This is a genomic window from Sphingomonas tagetis, from assembly GCF_024211275.1.
GTDB lineage: Bacteria > Pseudomonadota > Alphaproteobacteria > Sphingomonadales > Sphingomonadaceae > Sphingomonas > Sphingomonas tagetis.
This window is the reverse complement of record NZ_JAMLDX010000003.1, coordinates 1-17,565: the sequence shown is the minus strand read 5'-3', so window position 1 is coordinate 17,565 and position 17,565 is coordinate 1. Positions and strand designations below refer to the sequence as shown.

At 66.1% G+C, this 17,565-nt stretch carries 13 protein-coding genes; 9 read left to right on the top strand and 4 right to left on the bottom strand.

The features are described 5' to 3' along the window. Window positions 1-2: 2 nt before the first annotated feature. Genes M9978_RS04780 through M9978_RS04770 form a run of 3 tightly spaced genes read right to left on the bottom strand, consistent with a single transcriptional unit; the run spans window position 3 to window position 2,719 of the window. Entirely contained in the window at window positions 3-1,340 is a 1,338-nt protein-coding gene (locus M9978_RS04780; protein WP_254291838.1) for an MFS transporter, read from the bottom strand. A gap of 54 nt (window positions 1,341-1,394) precedes the next feature. Beyond that, window positions 1,395-2,357, bottom strand: coding sequence for a CE1 family esterase (locus M9978_RS04775; RefSeq protein ID WP_254291837.1), 963 nt, complete (start codon window positions 2,355-2,357; stop codon window positions 1,395-1,397). Window positions 2,358-2,380: 23 nt separating this feature from the next. Next, a complete protein-coding gene (locus M9978_RS04770; RefSeq protein WP_254291836.1) occupies window positions 2,381-2,719 on the bottom strand; it encodes a hypothetical protein in 339 nt (112 codons plus the stop codon). 152 nt (window positions 2,720-2,871) lie between these two features. Between M9978_RS04770 and M9978_RS04765 the strand changes: the two genes are divergently transcribed. The 4 genes from M9978_RS04765 (at window position 2,872) to M9978_RS04750 (ending at window position 10,249) form a co-directional block, all read left to right on the top strand. Further along, window positions 2,872-4,533 carry an AMP-binding protein gene (locus M9978_RS04765; protein WP_254291835.1) on the top strand — a complete coding sequence of 554 codons (1,662 nt, stop codon included), beginning with the start codon at window positions 2,872-2,874 and terminating at the stop codon, window positions 4,531-4,533. Window positions 4,534-4,631: 98 nt separating this feature from the next. Beyond that, window positions 4,632-6,878: a TonB-dependent receptor gene (locus tag M9978_RS04760; protein ID WP_254291834.1), complete on the top strand. Its 2,247-nt coding sequence runs from the start codon at window positions 4,632-4,634 to the stop codon at window positions 6,876-6,878. Between the two features lie 156 nt (window positions 6,879-7,034). Beyond that, entirely contained in the window at window positions 7,035-7,739 is a 705-nt protein-coding gene (locus M9978_RS04755; RefSeq protein WP_254291833.1) for a TetR/AcrR family transcriptional regulator, read from the top strand. Window positions 7,740-7,777: 38 nt separating this feature from the next. After that, window positions 7,778-10,249, top strand: coding sequence for a beta-mannosidase (locus M9978_RS04750; protein ID WP_254291832.1), 2,472 nt, complete (start codon window positions 7,778-7,780; stop codon window positions 10,247-10,249). On the opposite strand, the gene M9978_RS04745 is transcribed toward M9978_RS04750, so the two are convergent. Further along, window positions 10,234-10,764, bottom strand: coding sequence for a dihydrofolate reductase family protein (locus M9978_RS04745; RefSeq protein ID WP_254291831.1), 531 nt, complete (start codon window positions 10,762-10,764; stop codon window positions 10,234-10,236). The genes M9978_RS04750 and M9978_RS04745 overlap by 16 nt on opposite strands. Window positions 10,765-10,981: 217 nt before the next feature. Between M9978_RS04745 and M9978_RS04740 the strand changes: the two genes are divergently transcribed. The 5 genes from M9978_RS04740 (at window position 10,982) to M9978_RS04720 (ending at window position 17,031) form a co-directional block, all read left to right on the top strand. Continuing rightward, window positions 10,982-12,115 (top strand): tyrosine-type recombinase/integrase, encoded by a 1,134-nt coding sequence (locus M9978_RS04740; RefSeq protein ID WP_254291829.1) that lies wholly within the window; start codon window positions 10,982-10,984, stop codon window positions 12,113-12,115. A 364-nt stretch (window positions 12,116-12,479) separates the two neighbouring features. After that, window positions 12,480-13,199 (top strand): hypothetical protein, encoded by a 720-nt coding sequence (locus tag M9978_RS04735; protein ID WP_254291827.1) that lies wholly within the window; start codon window positions 12,480-12,482, stop codon window positions 13,197-13,199. Window positions 13,200-13,208: 9 nt separating this feature from the next. Further along, a complete protein-coding gene (locus M9978_RS04730) occupies window positions 13,209-14,057 on the top strand; it encodes a hypothetical protein (RefSeq protein ID WP_254291825.1) in 849 nt (282 codons plus the stop codon). 67 nt (window positions 14,058-14,124) lie between these two features. Then, entirely contained in the window at window positions 14,125-14,355 is a 231-nt protein-coding gene (locus tag M9978_RS04725; RefSeq protein ID WP_254291823.1) for a helix-turn-helix transcriptional regulator, read from the top strand. Between the two features lie 21 nt (window positions 14,356-14,376). After that, a complete protein-coding gene (locus M9978_RS04720) occupies window positions 14,377-17,031 on the top strand; it encodes an AICE element replication initiation protein (RefSeq protein ID WP_254291822.1) in 2,655 nt (884 codons plus the stop codon). Window positions 17,032-17,565 lie beyond the last annotated feature (534 nt).

The following is a 17,565-nucleotide window of genomic DNA, read 5'->3' as shown; positions in this document are numbered from 1 at the left end:
GTTCACGCCGCGGCGGGGATCACCTTGGCATCGGGATCGAACGCAACCGGCTGCGGCGCGCCGCGCATTGCCAGCCAGAAGCCGATCAGCGAGACAAATCCTGTCACCACGCCGAGCACCGCGATCGCCTCGCCGAGCGCGCGCGGACTGCTGTTGAAGCTGGTCATCCAGCCGATCAGCGGCGGCGCCACTCCCGCGACGACAACGGTGCTGACGATCTTCATCCCCGCCAACGTCAACGCGCGATCCTCATTGGGGATCAGCGTCGCGATCGCCGCCGAGCAGACGAGATTGATGATCGTGCCGCCGGTCAGCAGCGCGAACAGTACCCAGGCGAAGCCGGTGACGGTCGGCATGATCGAGAAGGCGCCCGCCGGAATAGTCAGTGCCGTGGCGATCAGCGCAGGCAGCAGGATGCCGCCGCGCAGCTTGAGCCTGGTCCCCGCATCCGCCGCGAAGCCGCCGATCACCGAGCCGACGATCCCCGAGCCGAGAATGACCAGCCCGACCCACGCCCCGAAATCGCCCGGGGACTGGCCGTACTGGCGGATCAGCACGGCGCCCATCCACACCGCCGCCGCGCCCTCGGCAAGGCCGCCGGTGAGCTGAGCGAACATCAGCGGGCCGAGAAACGCCTTACGCCGCCAGATCGCATCGAGTGCGGCGCGGACCGACACACCGGTGCGCTCGACTTCGTATCGCGCCGGCTCGCGCAGCAGGAACAGCGGCAGGACCAGCAGCGCCGCGCCGATGCCGACGAGCAAATGGACTTCGCGCCACGGCGCAAGCCCCAGCAGGCCAGCGCCGGGATGCTTGGCGATATAGCCGAACAGCGATCCGCCGATCGCGAACGCCGCGGCGACGCCGCCCCATGCGCCGATCGACACGAGCAGCATGGTGCGCCCGCGGCGCTGCGGCATGCAGCTGTCGGAGAGAATCGAGATCAGCACGGGGAACACGCAGCCGCTGCCGATGCCCGCGATCAGCCGCGCGGCGAACAGCCCGGTAAAGTCGTTGACGAAGGCGGTCGCGATGGTGCCGATCGCCCAGAGCGAGGCGAGCACCTTGAGCAGGCGCACACGCGTGCCGTGATCGACATACCAGGCGAGCGGGATCGACAGCAACGCCGTTGGGATCAGCGTCGCCATGCCCGCGAGCAGCCCAAGATCCCAGTCGCTGAGCTTGAGATCGGCCTTTACCGCCTCGAGCAGCGGGCTGAGCAGACCACCGACGGTGAGCGCCGAGAACAGCGTCAGCGTCAGCAGCCAGATCACGCCCCAGCGCGTCGGCCGATCGATGGCCGATGGCGCGGGCAGGTCGGCGTCAGGGGGTACAAGCACGGTCATTCCTTTGCTTGCCGCTGCCGGACGGTGACCCGCCCGGCAGCGCGCGGGTCACATGGTGAAGAAACGGTCCCAAATGAATGGGGCAACGTCGATCGGCGCCTTGTCGGGATCGCTGCCAAGCTCGGTATAGCCGTTGTAGAGCACATGCTCGCCATTCACGATCGTGACGAGGCCGGTGCGGACGCCGCCGCAGCCGCGATATTCCTCGAACCGCGATCCCGCATAGCGCGTGCCGTCGGGCAGCTGCTCGCGATGCAGCGTATCGCTGCAGCCGAGGATGCGCTTCCACGCCGCCAGGCTCTCGCGCGCACCCTGCACGCCGAGCGGGACGCCGAGCAGGTTATTGGGCAGCAACGGCAGCGGCGGCGTGCCGCCATAATAGCCGATCGTCTCGTCGGCGGTGCCGGCGATCTCCCACACGCTGATCGGCTTGGCCGGGGTGCAGTTCTCGCGGTTGAGCGGATAGGACACCGACACCGCGGCGCGGACCACATCGGCCGCCTCGCACGCCATGCGCTGCGCCATCCCGCCGCCATTCGAGATGCCGGTGACGAACACGCGGTTCGCGTCGATGTTCGCGCGGCCTTTCATCGCAGCGATCACCGCGCGCGAGAAGGACACGTCGTCGATGTTGAGCGCATTGTCGAGGAAGCAGCAGCCATAGGCATTCCACGACAGAACGAGCCCGTTGGGCCACACCGCGATGAAGCCGCGCTTGTCGGATTCGGCGAGCTGCCCCGACCATTGCCGCTCGTTCGCCGCGTCCTTGCTGAAGCCGTGATAGTCGAGCAGCAGCGGCACCGCGCGCGACCCGTCATAGCTGGCGGGGACATGCACCAGATAGTTGCGCAGCAGACCGCCATGCAGCGTGGTGATCGAATAGTCGCCGGGGGTGAGGCAATTGATCTGGCAGGGCGCCGCCGCAGCGGGAGCGCTCCAGAACAGGAAGCCGAGCATGGCGGGCAGCAGCGCTGCCAGGCCTCGAGCGAACCGCGAAAGACGTGCCTTCATTTCAGTTTCTCCTCTCTCCGTTGTTATTTCCTTGGCGGCGGTGGCAGCGGCATCAGGCCGCCATCATCCTGAAGCTCGGGCGGCAGCGGCGGGTCGGCGAAGGCCTTGCGTGGGCGCATCGTCGCGGCTGGGGTGGGATTGGCAGGGGGCGGCTGGATGACGACTCGCTCGATCCGGTCGGCGCCGATCGTGTTGCCGGGCGCGGCGCGAAGGGGAGCGGGCGCTGCCGCCGGGGTCGCGGCGGGCGCGACGATCGTGCCGTTGGCGCCGCTGTCGCCCGAGTCGCACCCGGCGATCGCCAGCGCGAAAAGCATCGCAAAGCCGCCGCTGCCCGTGCCCTTGGATGGCTGGTCCGCCCGCATCCGCACTCTCCTGCCCGCGCCGTGTTTTCCGGCGTCGTGGCGGCTGCATAACAAGCCTCAAACAATTTCACTAGAAAATAAATTAATATTGACAGCGATGCCGGGCGAGTGTCTTTTCAGGGCATAAATCAGCCACATCGGAGCGTATGGGCATGCAGGAGGGGCAGGTACGAGTGGACGCGATGCGCGAGGCTGCGCCGCCGCTCGGGCACGGCGCGCGCGCCTTGCAGCCCTATGAGCTGACGCTCGACAAGTTCATCGACCATGCCGCGAAATGGCATCCGACGGGCGAAGTCGTGACTGGCGGCGGCGCGGGCGTGGCGGTGCAGCGGATCGGCTATCCCGCGTTGCGCGAGCGCGCCAATCGCCTGTCGGGCGCACTGCTCGCACTCGGTATCGGCCCAAGCGACCGGGTCGCGACGCTGGCGTGGAACAGCCAGAGCCATATGGAGATGTGGTATGCCGCGTTCGGCATCGGGGTGAGCTGCCACACGCTCAACCCGCGGCTGGACGTGCGGCAGGTCGCCGAGATGGTGCGGCAGGCGAACGACCGGCTGATCGCGGTGAGCCCGGATCAGGCGGCAGCTGCAGAGCAACTCGTCGAGCTTTGCTCGTGCATCGAGCATGTCGTGATTCTCGACGAGCCGGGCGCCGACGCGCCGCATCCCGATTGCGGTAAGGTGCCGGTGTGGACGCTGGCGCAGTTGCTCGCACAACATGGGCGGCCGACCGAATGGGGCGGCTTTGCCGAAGCGGCCGAGGCGGCCTTGTGCTTCACCTCCGGCACCACCGGCGCACCCAAGGGCGTGCCGTACACCCACCGCTGCAATTATCTCGTCACGCTCAACCTGCTGCAGAGCGACGTGATGGGGATCAATGCGCGCGACGTGATCCTGGCGGCGGTACCGATGTTCCACGCTAATGGCTGGGGGCTGCCGCTTGCCGCCCCTGCGGCGGGCGCGAAATTGGTGTTCACCGGCCATCACAGCGACGGCGCGAGCCTTGCCGAGATCATCCGTAGCGAAGGCGTGACGCTGGCGGTCGGCGTGCCGACGGTATGGCTCGGGCTGATCGAGCATCTCGAAGCCACCGGCGAGACCTTGCCCTCGTTGCAGCGCGTGCTGCTCGGTGGATCGGGCGTGCCGCAGGCGCTGATCGACCGGATCGAGGCGCGGCTCGGCGTGCGCGCGCAGACCAGCTGGGGGATGACCGAATTGTCGCCGCTCGGCACCGTGACCCCGCCGGGCTCGGCAGGCCGCGCCAGCACGGCAGGCCGCCCGCCGGTCGGCGTCGACCTGCGGCTGGTCGATGCGCAAGGCCACGAGCTCGGGGAGCAGCGCGGCGTCGAAGGGCATCTGCAAGTGCGCGGGTCGAGCACGGTGCACCGCTATTTCGGGCAGGAGGAACCCGCGACCGACGCACAGGGCTGGTTCGATACCGGCGACCTCGCCGTGATCGACGACGCCGGCAACCTCGCCATCACCGGCCGCGCCAAGGATCTGATCAAGTCGGGCGGCGAGTGGATCAACCCGGGCGAGATCGAAGCGCTTATCGGCGCGCTGCCCGGCGTGGCGCTAGTCGCGGTGATCGGCCGCGCGCATCCCAAATGGCACGAGCGGCCGGTGGTCGTGATCGAGACAGGCGCCGGTGCGTCGGTGTCCGACGACGCCATCCGCGCCGCGCTCAACGGCCGGATTCCGCGCTGGTGGATGCCGGAGTCGATCGAGCGAGTCGAAGCCATGCCGCTCGCGACGACCGGCAAGATCGACAAGCCGGCGCTGCGCAAGCGCTTCGGGAACGAGATCGCACAATAATCTTGATTTACGTGTGAATGAATGTTGACGTTGATTTAAGAATCAGTATCTTTCGTGCACGCATCCAAGAGAGTGCGGCAGATCATGGAGAGGGTTTGATGAGGGCGATTTTCTGGGCTTCGATTTCGGCTGCCGCACTGATGGCGCCGCTGGCCGCCACCGCGCAGACCACCGACCCGACCGATGCCGCGCGCGACGCGAAGCCGTCCGAAGCCGCGCCGGGCAGCGACGAGATCGTCGTCACCGCCGAGCGCCGCTCGACCAGCCTGCAGCGCACCGGCGTCGCCGCCACCGTGCTCAACGGCGAGGATCTGGTGCGCAAGAGCGTCAACGGCGTCGAGCAGCTGCAGTTCGCCAGCCCGTCGCTGACGGTCAACACCACCGGCCAGGGCAACGCCTTCAACATTCGCGGCATCGGCAAGACCGAGCAAACCAGCGCGATCGGCGTCGGCGTCGTCACCTATCGCGACGGCGTCGCCACCCTGCCCGGCTATTTCCAGACCGAGCCCTATTACGACATCGCCAGCGTCGAAGTGCTGCGCGGGCCGCAGGGCACGTTCGCCGGCGGCAACGCGACCGGCGGCGCGATCTTCATCACCGAGAAGAACCCCGATGTCGGCAGCGTCAACGGCTATGCCCTGGCGCAATATGGCAATTACGAGCACCTCAAGCTGCAGGGCGCAGTCAACCTGCCGATCAGCAGCACGCTGGCGGTGCGCTTCGCCGGCAACATGGAGCGCCGCGACACGTTCTACACCGTGACCGGCCCCTGGACCGGCAACCCCGGCAACCGCCGCGACTATAGCGGCCGCGTCAGCCTGTTGTGGGAGCCGAGCGCCAATTTCCGCGTGCTGCTCAAGGGCGACTATAACAATATCGAATATGGCGGCATCCCGGCCAGCGCCTCGAACATCGGCACCGCCGCCGCGCCGATCCCGAACACCAGCGATCCGCTGGTCGTCGCCAACAACACCTTCCTCAACGGTCGTGACGAATTCGGCCGCATCGTCCTCAACATGGCCTACACCACTGGCGGCGGCGTGGTCTTCCGCTCGATCAGCGGCTTCCAGCGCGGCACGACGCAGGTCAATTTCGACGGCGACGGCACCGCCAACACGGGCACCGCGGCCGCACCCGCCAATTATTTCCGCGACAATATCAGCGAGGAAATCTGGTCGCAGGAATTCAACATCGTCTCGCCCGACACCGGCCCGTTCACCTGGGTGCTCGGCGGCTATTACCAGCATGACAAGATCTTCATCCCGGCCAATGGCGGCTATTTCTCCGACCTGTCGCCCAACGTCATTCCGACGGTGCTGGACATCGAGATCGTCGGCACCAACCCCAAGAGCGCGACCGCGGTGTTCGGCCAGATCGGCTATGAGCTGACCGACGGCCTGCAGGTCACCGCCGGCGCGCGCTGGTCGCGCACCACCTCCGCCAACGACGCGGTCGCCCGCGCCTATATCACCGGCCTCGCGACGCCGCTCGTCTCGCTGGTCCAGAAGGACAAGGCCGTCGACGAGAAGATCAACGGCAAGGTCGCGGTGAACTGGACGCTCGACGCCAGCAACTTCATCTATGCCTTCGTCGCGACCGGCTCGAAGGCGGGCGGTCTCAACGGCCCGAACCTCGCCGGGCTCGCGCCGCTGGCGTTCGGGGCGGAGGACGTCACCGACTTCGAACTGGGCTGGAAGGGCACATTCATGGGCGGCCGCCTGCGCACGCAGATCGGCGGCTATTACAATCTGTACAAGAACTTCCAGGTCAACATCATCGACCCGCGCTCGCCCGGCCTCTCGTCGCTCTACAACGTGCCCGGCGAGACCAAGCTCTATGGCCTCGAAGCGTCGGCGCAGGGCAATTTCGACGCCCTGTCGTTCGATATGTCGATGTCGGTGTCGGATTCCGAGCTCGCGACCTTCTACGCCATCGATCCACGCCCGGGCCCGCCGCCTGCGGCCTGCAATGCGGCGACCGGTCCCGCGACGGCGCGCTGCATCAATCTGGGCGGGCGCGAGCAGAATTATGCGCCCAAATTCACCTTCAGCGGCGGCGTGCAATATGCCATCCCGCTCGGCGGCGACATGACGCTGACGCCGCGGGTCGATTATGCGCATATCGGCGCGGTGTGGGCGACCTTGTTCCAGGATGCGGCGCGCGGCGATCGTATCCAAGCGCGCGATATCCTCAATGCCCAGCTGACGCTGACCGCCGGCGACTGGTCGATCGCGGCCTATGGTACCAACCTGACCGACCAGCATTATGTCGGCGCGATCAACGGCGCACGCCGGCTGGCCGGGGCGCCGCGCCAGTACGGCCTGCGCGTCAGCCGCTCGTTCTAAAAGGGGGACCCCGGCAATGGGCGCGAGCCCGTCCCCGTGGAACCGATCGAGCATAACTGTTGGCATCGGCAGCGAAGATCGACAAAAGTCATGGATCATGCGGGGTATATTCCGTCCGCAACGGTTGACGACACCCGGGCGGCCGATGGAGCGACGATGACGACTGACGCCAAACCAAAACGGCGCACCAAGGCGCAACAGCGCGCCGAGACGCTCGAGATCATCCTCGACGCGGCGGAATATCTCTTCTCGCTGCACGGCCTGTACGGCGTGACGCTCAAGGACGTCGGCAAGCAGGCCAATGTCCACACCTCGCTGCTGCACTATTATTTCGACGACAAGAAGGCGCTGTTCGACGCGGTGTTCGCACGCCGCGCGGAGGTGACCGCGCAGCTGCGCATGGCGGCGCTCGATCGCTATGACGAGGCATGCGGCGGCAAGCCGACGGTCGAGGGGGCGTTGCGCGCGTTCCTCGACACCGATCTCGACCTCTACATCCAGGGCGGCGAGGGCTGGCGCAATTTCGCGACGCTGGGCGCGCAGGTGGCGATGGCGCCGAAATGGGGCGCCGAAATGTTCGACAAGCATTTCGACCCGGTCGTGCTGCGGCTGATCGATCTGCTCAAACAGGCGCTGCCCGATTGCCCCGAGGAGGATATCTTCTGGGGCTATCACTTCGGCACCGGCGCGCTGATCATGACGCTGGCGCGCACCGGGCGGATCGACCAGCTCTCCGGCGGGCTGTGCAAGTCCGAGGATTTCGAGGCGGTGAAGGCCCGCATGGCGCGCTTCCTGGCGTTCGGCTTCGAGGGCATTTGCCGCGACCGCGCCGCGGGCCGGGCGGCCGGCGATCCGGGCTGACCCCCGACTGATCTGACGTTTTCATCAAGGCTGGAACCATGACCGAGATCATTACTGATTGGCGGATACGGGACTTTGCGCCCGGAGAAGATGCGGCGGAGGCAATGTCGGGCGCGGGCGACGGCTGGATCGCGGCGAGCGCACCGGGCGACACCTATCTCGCGCTGATCGCCGTGGGACGGCTGGCACACCCCTATGCGTCGCGCAACGAGGCGGCGGCTGCGTGGGTGCGCGAACGGGAATGGTGGTGGCATGCGGTGGTCGAACTGGCGCCCGCGCAACCGGGCGAGACGGTCGAGCTGGTGTTCGACGGGCTCGACACCTTCGCCGACATCTTTATCGACGGCGAGCTGATCGGCAGCGCGGACAACATGTTTCGCAGCTGGCGGTTCGATCTGGGCGGGGTCGCGGCGGGACGGCACGACATCGCGGTCCGCTTCCACCCGACAGCGCTGATGACCGGCGACGCGCCGTTGCCGACCTGGCCCGTCTTCGCCGACCGCGTCAGCCGCTCGCGCCGCACCGCGATGCGCAAAGCGCAGTTCGGCTGGGGCTGGGACTGGGGACCCGACCTGCCGACCGTGGGCATCTGGCAACCGGTGCGGGTGGAGCGGCGGACCGGTGCGGTTGTGCGCAGCGTCAACTTCTCGACGCTGGCGATCGCGCCGGACGCGGCCCGGGTGCGGGTCGATGTCGAGCTGTCCGAACCGGCCGATGCATCGATCGAGCTGCTCGATCCTGAAGGCGTGACCGTGGCACGGGGCGTGTTGGTAGGCCGCACCATCGAGCTGACTGTCCCCGATCCGCAACTCTGGTGGACCGCCGATCTTGGCGCGCAGCCGCTCTACACGCTCGTCGTGCAAGTCACGGGTGCACCCGATTATAGCCGCCGGGTCGGCATCCGCACGATCGCGATCGACCAGTCGCCCGATCCGGACGAGCCGGGCACGACCTTCTTCCGCTTCATGCTCAACGGCGTGCCGATCTTCGCCAAGGGCGCGTGCTGGGTACCGGCGAGCTCGTTCGTCGGCGCGATCCCCGACGCAAGCTATCTCGACCTGCTCGAGCTTGCGGTGGGCGCGAACATGAACATGATCCGCGTGTGGGGCGGCGGCCTCTACGAGCCCGACATCTTCTATGACGAGTGCGACCGGCTCGGCCTGCTGGTGTGGCAGGACTTCATGTTCGCCTGCGCACCCTATCCCGACGACGATCCCGCCTTTGTCGAGAACATCCGCGCCGAGGTTACCGAGCAGGTGACGCGGCTGCGGCATCATGCGTGCCTCGCGCTCTGGTGCGGCAACAACGAAAATCAGGCGATGCAGTTCTTCACCGATTTGAAGGACGGCAAGGCGACGCCGCTCGCGGGCCTCGCTTATTATGACGAGCTGATCCCCGACGTGTTGGCGCGGCTCGATCCCGAAACGCCCTATTGGCCGGGCAGCCCGTGGGGTGGTCCCTCGCCCAACAGCATGCGCGGGGGCGACGTGCACAATTGGACGGTGTGGCACGGCATCCCGCTGGTGCCCGACAAGGATGCCGTCGGCGCGTTCGAGACCGCGCCGGAGGGCGTCACCTTCACCCGCTATGCCGAGGACATGGCGCGCTTCGTCAGCGAGTTCGGACTTCAGGGCGCGGCCGATATCGGCACGCTGCGGCGCTGGATGGCGGCGGAGGATTTGACGCTGGGCAACACAGGCTTTGTCGAGCGGATCAAGGACGAGGCCGACAAGGCGACAGCGATGATGATCCCCGTCACCGGTCTGCCCGCGAGCCTCGAGCAATGGGTCGATTTCACCCAGCTCGCGCAGGCCGAGGGACTGAAGTTCGGCATCGAACATTACCGCCGCCGCAAGCCGCATTGTTCGGGCGCACTGATCTGGCAGCACAATGATTGCTGGCCGTGCGTGAGCTGGAGCCTGGTCGACTATGACGGCGTCGCCAAGCCGAGCTGGCATGCGACCGCACGCGCCTTCGCGCCGGTGCTGGCGTCGTTCCGGCGCGAGGGTGACGCCGTGGAATTGTGGATCACCAATGACACGCTCGCCCCGCTGCGCGACGTCGCGACGGTCGAGCTGGCGCGGCTGGCGGGCGGCGCGGAATGGCGCGAGCGGGTGACGCTGGACGTCGCTGCCAACCGCAGCGAATGCGTATGGCGCGGCACGGTCGCCGACGCCGCCGACTGCATACTGACCGTGCGCAGCGCGGCGGGCGGCTTCCCGGCCAACCGGCTGCTGCTGGCGGCAGTCAAGGATCTGGCGCTCGATCCCGATCCCGCATTGAGCGTGAGCTTTGCCGAGGCGGACGATGGGCAGCACGTCACGGTCACCGCGGAACGCTACGCGCTGGCCGTGCGGCTGCGCTCGGACGATCCGGCGCTGCGCTTCAGCGACAGCCATTTCGACCTGGCAGGCGGCGAACGGCGCACGGCGATCGTCACGCACCGCGAGGGCAAGGCGATCGACCGCGACGCGATCGAGGTCAGCTGCTGGAATCAGGCCGGGACGTAGCTCAACCGGATCACGTCCTCGCCGATCCGGTCGTGGCTCGCCAGCCGCAGCGGCGGCTGCGGTCCGGCGAAATAGGGCGTGCCGTCGCCGAGCACGACCGGGTGCAGATAGATGCGGTACTCGTCGATCAGGCCGCGCTCGGTCAGGCTGCGCGCCAGATCAGGGCCGGCCACTTCGATCTCGCCATCACGCGTAGCCTTCAACTCGCGGATCGCCGCCTCGAGATCGCCCTCGAGCAGCGTGGCGTTGGGACCAACCGGACTCGCCGATCGCGACACGACCCATTTCGGCTGACGCCGCCACGCCGTGGCGAAGGCGCGCTCGTCGGCACCCCATTCGGACTGATCCTCGTCCCAATAGCGCATGATCTCATAGATTTTTCGGCCATAAAGGCTGCCCGTCTGCCCCTGCGCTTCCGCGACGAAGTGCCGGAACAGCGTCGCGTCGGGCGCGAACTTCATATGATCGACATAGCCGTCGAGCGACTGGTTCATCCCGAATACGAGCCTGGCCATATGCACCCCCGTCGGCGGTATCTGGCGCGCCCGGTTGGATTCGAACCAACGACCACAGGCTTAGAAGCACCCTGCGTATAATCGACCGACTCGCCAGGCGTCAATATGCAACGCTAAATTTTTTGGTTTGCGTCACTGGTCCACACCGCCAGGTGCCAGTAAGTTTCCGTAAGCGTCAAGGGAGCGCACGCCCGCGTTACCCCAGAAGTTACCCGAGATGGCCAGGCTTAAATTCACCGATAAATGGGTCAGCAATTGCGCACCGCCGCGACGCGGTCGAGCCGAGCATTCCGATTGTATCTGCCCAGGGCTGTACCTGCGCGTGACGTGCAACGGCGTGAAGACGTTCTCAGTGCTTATTCGGTCACACCGACTGATGCGGCATACGCTGGGTCGCTATCCAATAATCGGCCTGGCCGACGCCCGGCGTGAAGCGATGGACCTGCTGCGCAAGGCCGCCGAGCTGGGTGGGCAGGCGCTGGAGCCCGTCACGCTGAGCGAGATCGTCAGCCAATATGAAGAGCTGCATCTCAAGCCGAACGTGAGCACATGGAAAAGCGTGGCGTCGTCGCTCAAGCAAGCGGCGATGCAGCCGCTGCTGCGCAAGCAGGCCGCCAAAGTCAAAGCGCCCGACGTGGTGGCGGTGCTGGATACGTTGGTTGCCGCCGGCAAGCCGCACGCCGCGGTCAATTTGTTGAAGGCGCTGCGCGCCATGTACAACTTCGCTGTGGACCGTGGCGTGCTAACGGCAAACCCGTGCGCCAATGTGCGGCCCCCGGTGCGCACGACGCAACGCGATCGCATTCTCAACGACGGCGAGATAGCCGCCGTGCTGCAAGCTTGCGACAAGGTGCCGGCGCCATTCGGCGATATTGTGCGCATGCTGTTGATGACCGGTGCTCGCCGCAACGAGGTGGCGCAGATGCGCTGGATCGAGCTGTCAGGCAATATATGGACGCTGCCCGCCGCGCGGTCGAAGAGCAACCGCGCCAACGTGCTGCCGCTGCCACCCGCCGCAATGGCGCTACTCGCTCAACTGCCCCGCCGCGACGATGACGACGGGTATGTCTTCACAACAACGGGCGGCGCCAAGCCCTTTTCCGGGTTCAGCAAGGCCAAGGCGCTGCTGGACCAAGCGAGCGGCGTGCAGGGGTTCACGATCCACGATCTGAGACGGACCACGCGTTCGAAGCTGTCGGAGCTGGGCGTGCCGTGGGAGGTGGCGCGGCGCATCGTCGGTCACAGCGTAGACCAGCTGGACGCCGTGTACGACCGGTTCAACTATCTCGATGCGAAGGGCGAGGCGCTGGCGCGGCTTGCGGACCATTATGCTGGCCTGGGGAAGGTATAGTTTATTCCGATTATTCCTGGCTATGGATTGCCGTTTTCAGCCCTTCTATGTCGGCGATGTCGCAGATGACGAAGGCGTCAAGCGCGGAACCTGACCAGCCGGGGATTCAGTCAATCCGGTCGGTGAGTCCGCGTGATCCTCCTGACTGAGAGGGGGGACGCTGGAGACAGAAGCGGCAGCGGCACCGGAACGCCCGGGCGTACATTGCAGCTGACGGCAAGTCGGCAAGCCTAACAAAGACAATGGCAAGGCTGCCCCCCCGCGGTCGCGCCATCACTTCAATCAATGACCGGCACCGTCAGGCGAAGCGTCGCCCGGTGAGCGGTCGCGCGCGGCTGCGCGCAAATCAGCAAAGGATAATATCGTGACTAAGAAAGCAAAGCTGCGCATTCGCTGCAGCGCTGAGTCGTTGAACGCCGCCGCGGAAATTGCGCCCCATTTCGACTTGTACGTCTCTGACGTTGGCGAGCTCATCGAAACCCTGCGGCCGGGTGCGCCTGCGAGCGAAGGGACGGACAGCGCCTTTTTCGAAGACGCTGAGGAATGGCGGCAAGTTATTTCGATGTTCCAGGGCCCCGGCCATAGCGTTGCGGTGTTTAATTTCCGCAGGTCGATCGCGGGTGGTGAAATTGCGTTGTCGCTACCATTGCTGGCCAGCCTGCTGCCCGATGCAACGCTTGAGCATTTGCGTGCAGCCAAAAAGGTGCTGACGGCCGCGATGAACATTCATTGGTACGCAAAGGTCCGCGATCATGCGGTGGAGCCTCGCAAGCCGCTGATCGTTGCCATGATGGCGAGCGCCGCCCAATTTTGGAGCGAGTGCTTTGACGAGTATCCCGATGGCGAATTCGTGCAAACGGACGAGGGCTTTTGGCCTGAGCCTGGCACCGGGATGGACTTCGTAACGCGCGTCGTGATGGCGGCTGCCGGTACGGTAGAAGTCGAGGACATCCATGCCAATGTTAAGGGCATGCAGGACGTCATCGGTATGACCGCGTATCTGGAATATAGCCGCGCGCATGTAGAAGCTGAAGCCGAAGCTGAGCACGCAGCCAAGCGCGCGCACCTGCGCGTGATCAAGTAGGGGCGACGGGTGCGGAAATATTTCATCTTTCAGCGCGGCCGCGTTCGTACAAAACACCACCTCAACAAGACGAGGCCGGTCGCTGATGCAATCACAGCTGCCTGGCTGGCGCTTTTGCGCTGGGCTCAGCCTGAGCCAGCGATAGGACCATTGTCGCTGAAGGAAAGGGTGGAACGTGCCATTGCGTCAGCCCGGGCGCAGCTGGGCGTAGACGAAAGCCTCGACGACGTGACCGGGCCGAAAGGGGGCCTGACCTACGTCGAGGACGAGGAAACCGCGGCCGAGCAGCTGCGGATCATGCACAACGCTGCGATAAAGCTGCGTAAGTTGCGCCGGCAGCCGCCCTATGCCGATCCGGTTGAGGCGGCGGCCGCGCGGACCTTTGTCGTGCCACAGGACCTAGCGCCCGATGCGTTTCTTGACCAAGCGCTCGCCCCCGTCGACCATTTTGCTCGACTGGTCGCCACTAAGGCGCCCGTTGAGGCGAAACGCGGCAGGGGGCGTCCCGCAACCCGGAACCCGGTGCTCCGCGCAGCGGTGCGCGCGGCGATGCACCAGCTATGGATCGACGGCCAACCTATTTCTGGCGGATGGCGTGTGCAACGTCCGCAGCGCAAGACCGGCGAGGCCAGTCGCACTAAAGATGACGAGTTCCACGTGTCTGGCGCAGCTGAATATGTCGTCAAAGCAACCAAGAACGCGGGGGTTCAGGGTACCCTTGCTGAAATCAAGGGTCACATGACGGAATACGTTACCTTCATAAATGAGCGTGACGGCGAGCCACGCGAAGAAGATTATATCGTGCCGGACGATTTATTAAAATACCATTTTCCCAACGGACCATCTGCACCTTTATAGGTGACTATAGCCATGCGATATTACTCCTAGGGCCGCCCCGGAGCGGCGAAGTACTAGGAGCAACACGATGGCTATTCATAATCCGCCGCAGCCCGGCACCGACGCGGTGATCGACCTCAAGGAGGTGCAGGCGCTGACCAGCATCAGTAAAGCCTCGATTTACAGACTCATGAAATCCGGCCGCTTTCCGGCGGCAAAGACGCTGATGCCGGGCGGCCGCCGCGTGGGCTGGCTCAAGTCCGACGTGCTGGAATGGGTGGCCGAGCCGCTCGGCTGGGGCGACGAGATCGCGTTCTAAGCGGAAGGATAGAGGCCAGCGATGCCCGCCACCGACCAGCCCGAGCAAGCGCCGCGCCAGGTCAGCGAGGAAGCCCGCCGCTTCCTCGCCGGCATCGGCCGCCAGGAGCCGTTCCTGTTCCGCGCGTTGATCGACGCCAAGGACAAGAAGAAGAACCCGAAGTTCGGCCCGCAGGAGCTGACCGGGTCGTTCGCCGACAACGCGCAGCAGCTGCGCCGCCTTAACGACGCCGGCTATGGCATCTTCGTCCAGATCAACGTGGCTGACGGCAGCGGCTGGAAGGCGGACAACATCGTCGCGGCCACCTGCCTGTTCGCCGACTTTGACGGGGTACCGCTCGAGAACGTGGAGCGGCTGGCGCTGCCGCCGCACGTGGTGGTGGAGACCTCGCCCGGCAAGCGGCACTATTACTGGCGCGTGGACGGCCTGCCGATTAACCTGCACCCGTTGCTGCAGCAGCAGCTGATCGAGCTGTTCGGCTCCGACAAGTCGGTCCACGATAAGCCCCGCATCATGCGGCTGCCGGGGTTCTTGCACCAGAAGAACCCGGACGCGCCGTTCCTGGCGCGCGTGGTCGAGGTGCGGGACGCCGCGCCCTACACCCTGGACGAGTTCGACGTAGCCTTGAAGGCAGCGCGCAAGCTGCACGTGCCGGCCAAGGCGGAGTCGAAGAAGCTGCCCGCGTCCATCACCGCGCCCGGCGACGCCAAGGCTGGCGCTGCCAAGGCCAGCAGCGACGTGCGCGACACCGAGTCGATGTTGCGCCACCTGATCGGCCTCAACCTGCTGGACCTGGGCGACCGCTCCGAATGGGTCCGCGCTGGCATCGCCATCAAGGCGTCGCATGGCGACGCGGGCTTCCCGCTGTGGCTGCAGCTATCCAGTGAAGCAGACGGGTTCGACGGCGACGACGACTGCGCCAAGGAATGGCGCACCTTCAAGGACGACCGGCCGCCCGAAAAGCAACTGACCGTCGCCTCGTTCTTCGCCATCGCGCGCGAACATGGCTGGAAGCGGCCGCCCGGCAGCGGCGGGGGCGGGAGCGGCAGCACGAACGACGACGCGGGGGCGGGCGAGGGCGGCACCAGCAAAGGGTCCAAAGCGGACCCCGCCATCACCATCGTCAAGCAAGCGCAGGACGCCGGCGACGAGCATTTCGTCGGCACCGACGACCTGACCTACGTCAGCTATGCCGCAAAGCGCGCCGACGGCAGCTCGCGCAGCGTGACGGCGCGGCTGGACAGCAGCGGGTACCGCAACCTGCTGGCGCTGCGCTTTCACGAGGAAGCTGTGAACAAGGTCGCGCCCAAGGAACAGCTGAACGCAGCCGTCGCGCTGATGGAAGCGCGCGCGCACGCGTCCGGCGCGCGCCACCCGGTGTACCTCCGCTATGCGCGCCATGGCGGCAAAGTGTACGTCAACCTGGACCCGCAGGACGGGCGGGTCGTGGAGATCGACGACACGAGCGAGGGCTGGCGCATGGTTGACGCGGCGCCGGTACGCTTTGTGGAAGGTAGCCGCGGTGCGCTGCCGGTGCCGGCACGCGGCGGCTCGCTTGCACTATTCGGCAAGCACTTCAACGTGTCGGCGGACGACCTGACGCGCGCCATCGCGTTCATGCTCAGCCCCTATCAGCGCGTGGATACTTTCCCGATCCTAATCGCCACCGGCGAGCCTGGCGCGGCAAAGTCGAACTTCGGCGACAAGATCATGGCGCTGACCGATCCGCCCAAGCGCAGCCGCAAGGCCGCACGGTTCGGCGAGGCGTCCGAAGAGCGCAACATGCACGTGCTGGCAGCCCGCGCCAGCGTGCTGTTCATGGACAACATCTCGCATTTTAGTGCCGAAGTGGCCGATCAGCTATGCCGCATGTCCACCGGCAGCGCATCGTCGTACCGCAAGCACAACACGATGGACGAGGAGCAGCAGTTCTACGTCGTGCGGCCCATCGTCGTGACCTGCATCTCCACCCCAAGCTCGCGCAGCGATCTGCTCAGCCGCTCCATGCTCGTCACGGTCGAGCGGGCCGAGCGCCGGCGGACCGAGCAGGCGGTGTGGCGCGAGTTCGACGTGGACGCCGGCAAGATGCTGGGGTTCTTGTTCTTGTGCGTGTCCACCGCGCTGCGCAACGAGGCCGCGGTGGAGGCGCGCGTCGAGTCCGGCGCGCTGGAGCTGCCGCGCATGGCCGACTTTGCGCAGTGGATCGAGGCGGCCGGCGCACAGCTTGGCCTTGGGCCTGGCGACTTTGCCAAGCTGCTGCGCGACGAGCAGGCCGCGACCCAGGCCGAGGCCGCCCAGCGCGACCCGTTGGTGGCCGGGCTGGTCAAGTATTTTGCGCGGCCCGGCGCCCAGCCGATCGACGCGTCAGCCAGCGCGCTGCGCGACATGCTGGGCGCGCTGGGCGGCACTGGCGAGCTGCCGCATGCCAACCAGGTCAAGGACCGCCTGACCCGCCAGAAGGACGGTCTGCGGGCGCTGGGCATCGGGGTCGAGGAACGGCGCGATAGCCACTCCAAGATGTGGAAGTTCGCCATCAGCTGCACGGCCGTGCCCGACGCCGCGGGCGAGATGGCGGCGGCGAACGCTGGGCTGACACCAGCGCGCGGCACACCGGCGTCGCCAAACGGCACGCCGGATCAAGCCGGTGACGAGCCGCCGGAAGAATACCCGTTCTGACCTTGGTCTGCGGGTACCCGCACCATTTGCGGGTACTGCCCAGCCTGAGTACCCGCACCGCAAACCCGCGGAAAACCTCGGTTTGCGGGTACTGCGGGTACTGCGGGTACTGATTTCTATATTAGATAATAGAGATAAAGGGCGGTGCCGCCGCAGGTGCCGCTTGCCGCGCCGGCCGGCCGCCACCTCCTATTTGCGGTTTTAGTACCCGCAGTACCCGCAGTACCCGCAAATGGCGGATTTGCGTGGGTTTTGGCGCGGTGGCAGGGCGCGGGTACCCGAAGTTGCGGGTACTGATGCAGGGGTTTACCCGGCCGCGGCTGATGGGACGGGAATTTTCGATACTGGCGGGCATCGTTTTGGCAGTGCGGGCGCGGCAGATCGTTTATTCATCGCGTGTCCTCCAGGCTTAGAGACCGTTTGAGAATGGGTTGAAGCGGCGGCGGTGGCGTGATTCAAGCTCGGGATGTGGACCCGAGCGAGCCGTGGCCGGATGGCTGGATTTGAGCAGCGAGCGAAACGCTACCCGACTGA

What these genes read in the sequence shown, in the direction of transcription:
- M9978_RS04775 (WP_254291837.1), bottom strand. Translation starts at nt 2,357, where the DNA reads ATGAAGGCACGTCTTTCGCGGTTCGCTCGAGGCCTGGCAGCGCTGCTG.
- M9978_RS04760 (WP_254291834.1), top strand. Translation starts at nt 4,632, where the DNA reads ATGAGGGCGATTTTCTGGGCTTCGATTTCGGCTGCCGCACTGATGGCG.
- M9978_RS04770 (WP_254291836.1), bottom strand. Translation starts at nt 2,719, where the DNA reads ATGCGGGCGGACCAGCCATCCAAGGGCACGGGCAGCGGCGGCTTTGCG.
- M9978_RS04725 (WP_254291823.1), top strand. Translation starts at nt 14,125, where the DNA reads ATGGCTATTCATAATCCGCCGCAGCCCGGCACCGACGCGGTGATCGAC.
- M9978_RS04740 (WP_254291829.1), top strand. Translation starts at nt 10,982, where the DNA reads ATGGCCAGGCTTAAATTCACCGATAAATGGGTCAGCAATTGCGCACCG.
- M9978_RS04765 (WP_254291835.1), top strand. Translation starts at nt 2,872, where the DNA reads ATGCAGGAGGGGCAGGTACGAGTGGACGCGATGCGCGAGGCTGCGCCG.
- M9978_RS04745 (WP_254291831.1), bottom strand. Translation starts at nt 10,764, where the DNA reads ATGGCCAGGCTCGTATTCGGGATGAACCAGTCGCTCGACGGCTATGTC.
- M9978_RS04755 (WP_254291833.1), top strand. Translation starts at nt 7,035, where the DNA reads ATGACGACTGACGCCAAACCAAAACGGCGCACCAAGGCGCAACAGCGC.
- M9978_RS04720 (WP_254291822.1), top strand. Translation starts at nt 14,377, where the DNA reads ATGCCCGCCACCGACCAGCCCGAGCAAGCGCCGCGCCAGGTCAGCGAG.
- M9978_RS04750 (WP_254291832.1), top strand. Translation starts at nt 7,778, where the DNA reads ATGACCGAGATCATTACTGATTGGCGGATACGGGACTTTGCGCCCGGA.